3 protein-coding genes and 1 pseudogene are annotated in these 2,999 nt (G+C 70.9%); all 4 read left to right on the top strand.

Going from position 1 to position 2,999, the window contains the following annotated elements:
- The coding region (locus NKF06_RS20285) for a carbohydrate kinase family protein (RefSeq protein WP_253246428.1) at positions 1-787 on the top strand (787 nt) is incomplete at its 5' end.
- A gap of 69 nt (positions 788-856) precedes the next feature.
- A complete protein-coding gene (locus NKF06_RS20280; protein ID WP_058828473.1) occupies positions 857-1,381 on the top strand; it encodes a hypothetical protein in 525 nt (174 codons plus the stop codon).
- Positions 1,382-1,464: 83 nt separating this feature from the next.
- Entirely contained in the window at positions 1,465-2,193 is a 729-nt protein-coding gene (locus tag NKF06_RS20275; RefSeq protein ID WP_115881083.1) for a nucleoside phosphorylase, read from the top strand.
- Between the two features lie 9 nt (positions 2,194-2,202).
- Positions 2,203-2,999, top strand: a pseudogene (locus NKF06_RS20270) (HPP family protein); the annotation flags it as partial.

Raw genomic sequence — 2,999 nt, 5'->3', positions numbered from 1 at the left:
CGCCAGCGGCCTCGTCGGCCTCGACGTGCCCGCCGCGCTCCTCGGGAGCGTCGGCGACGACGAACACGGCCACGCCGCCGTCGCGGAACTCGCCTCGAAGGGTGTCGACTGCCGCCACGTCGTCAGCGTCGACCGCGGCCCGACCACGGTCAAGTACATCGTCGTCGACGCCGCGGGCGAGGTGTTCGTCCTCGGGTCGCCCGGCGTCAACGAGGCGTTCGAGGCGACCGACCTCCCGACCGACTCGCTTGCGGCGGCCGACCACCTCCACCTGACGAGCCAGTCGCCCGACACGGCCGCGACGCTCGCCAGACGGGCCCACGAGGAGGATACGACGGTCAGCTTCGACCCCGGGCGGCGCGTCGGCGACCGGGGCTACGCCGACGCCCTCCGCGAGGTTGACTACGTCTTTCTCAACGACCGCGAGGCCGCCACCGCGCTCGGCGAGGCGGCGGTCGAGCGCGGCCGAAGCGTCGGCTCGGAGCCCGCATCCGAGGTCGCCGAAGCGCTCGCGCGGACGACGCTCGTCCTCAAACACGGCCCGCGCGGCGCGGAGGTCAGAGACGGTGACGAACGACACGTCCACCCCGGGTACCCCATCGACGCGGTGGACACGACCGGCGCGGGCGACGCCTTCGCCTCGGGCTTCATCGCTGCCCGTCTCGACGGAGCCACCTACGAGCGGGCGCTGGCGGTCGCTAACGCCTGCGGGGCGCTCACCGCGGCCGAACCGGGTGCGCGGACGCAACTCAGTTGGCGGCGGCTCGACGACCTCGTCGAGGGCTGAACCGCCGCCCTCCACGCCGCTCGACTCCGACCCGACCAATTTTATCCCCACCAGTCATTCGTCGGGACGATGTTAGACCAGCTCCCGGTCGCCGTCGCCGCCCTCGACGCCGCGTCGAGCCTCGGTGCGGTCACCGGGCGACTGCTCCTCGGCGCGGTCGTCGGGGTCGCGGCCGCGGTCATAATGGCCATCCCGATGTGGCGACAGGACGAGGGCTTCACCCCCGCCTACGTCGCCGCGTCGGTCGTCCGACGGACGACGCCCGATGAGGTGAGCTTCGGCGACGCGAACGTCGTCCACCACGCCGCCGGCGCGCTCGCCGGCGTCCTCTACGGGTTCGTCTACCTCGCCACCGACGCCGTCGCGCCGGACCTCGGTGTCGCCGGCGTCGACCTCCCGTCGCACCTCGTCGCGACGGCGGTCGTCGTGGCGTTCATCTACGTCGCGTTCGCCCGCTTCATCCTCCCGCGCGCCGGGCGACGCATCTACGAGGAGCGCGCGACGGCGGTCCGCGGGCAGTGGCTCCGCTCTTCGCTCGTCTTCGGCGCGACGCTGTTGGTCCTCGCGCCGGCGCTTTTCACCGGGTTCGCGTGACGGCGGGCCGCTCGGTCGAGTCGACCGCTGCCGCCCCCGGTCGAACCGCGTCGTTTTTGCCCGCGACCCGAGTGGGTCGGAACATGGCGAAACAGCCCCATCTCCTCGTCGAGGAAGGCGACGTGAACGACATCGCGCTCATCCCGGGCGACCCCGGGCGCGTCGACCGCATCGCGAAGCAGTGCGAGAACGTCGAGGAAGTCGCGCAGAACCGCGAGTACAAGGTCGTCAACGCCGAGTACGAGGGCGTCCCGCTCACCATCTCCTCGACCGGCATCGGCTGCCCTTCGGCCGCCATCGCCATCGAGGAACTCTCCCGCGTCGGCGTGGAGACGTTCATCCGCGTCGGCACCATCGGCGCGCTGCAGGAAGATATCGAAGTCGGCGACATGATCGTCGCCACGGGCGCGGCCAAGGAGGAGGGCACCTCGAAGCGCTACGAGTCCGAGGTGTACCCGGCCGTCCCCGACTACGACGTGCTCACGTCGCTCGTTGATTCGGCGGAGGCCAACGACGAGGACGTCCACGTCGGCCCCATCGTCTCCGACGACGCGTTCTACAACGAGTCCGACGAGTACGTCGACGATTGGAACGCCGCCGGCCTGCTCGCCATCGAGATGGAGGCCGCGACGGTGTTCTCGCTCGCCCGCCGGAAAGGTCTCCGCGCCGGGGCCATCTGCACGGTCGACGGCAACCTCGTCGCCGGCACCCAGAAGGGGGCCGACTCGGACGAGGAGCTCCCCGAGAAGGCGAAGAACAACGTCGAGCGCGCCATCTCTATCACGCTCGACGCCGTCACCGACCTCGCGTAGCCCAGCGCCGTGGACCTCCGCCATCTCGCGACCCGAGCGGTTGCACGCGCCGGCGCGCTCCGCGCCCGCATTCGCCGGATAGAGCGGCGCGAGATGGTGGCGTTCGGTCGCTGGATAGAGAACACGAACAACCTGCTTCACCTCTCGATTCTCCTCATCATCCCCGTGCTCATCGCCGGGGTGACGTTCATCTCCAACTCGGTCAGCACGCTCTCGTTCCTGCTGTTCCCGCCGCTCGCGTCGGGTCGTACACGCTGTTTTCCGACCCCGAGGGGCGGTACGCCTCGCCCGTGAAGTTCGTCGTCGCCCTCACGGTCGGCGCGCTCTGTGGCCTCGTCGCCGTCGGCTTCACCGGGTGGGCGTACGGCCCGACCGGGACTGCGCTCGTTCACCCGTCGGCGGCGGCGCTCGCCATCTTCCTCGCGGGCGTCACGACGTGGCTCCTCGACGTGGAAGCGCCCTCCGCGTTTTCGACGGCGCTCCTGACGCTCGTCACGGGCGACGTGAACCCCGAGGAGTACGTGGTGAGCATCTTCTTCGCCAGCGTCGTCATCGCCGTTACCTTCACCGTCTGGCGCGAGCAGTTCTACGAGCGCGCGCGGAGTACCTCTACGGGACCGTCCGCGGCGACGACCACGTGCTCGTCCCGATGCGCGGCGAGACGGCGACCCAGACGGCCTTCTTCGCCGCCCGCCTCGCCGCCGCCCACAGCGCCGGCAAGGTGGTCCTCCTCGACGTGCTCCCGCCGGAAGCGACCGCTGCCGCTGAGGGCGACGCGGACACGGATGCGGACGGGGACGCGACCG

The organism is Haloferax sp. AB510 (genome assembly GCF_024136985.1).
Taxonomy (GTDB): domain Archaea; phylum Halobacteriota; class Halobacteria; order Halobacteriales; family Haloferacaceae; genus Haloferax.
Note: the sequence above shows the minus strand (reverse complement) of the source record. Positions and strands in the feature narration are given on the sequence as shown.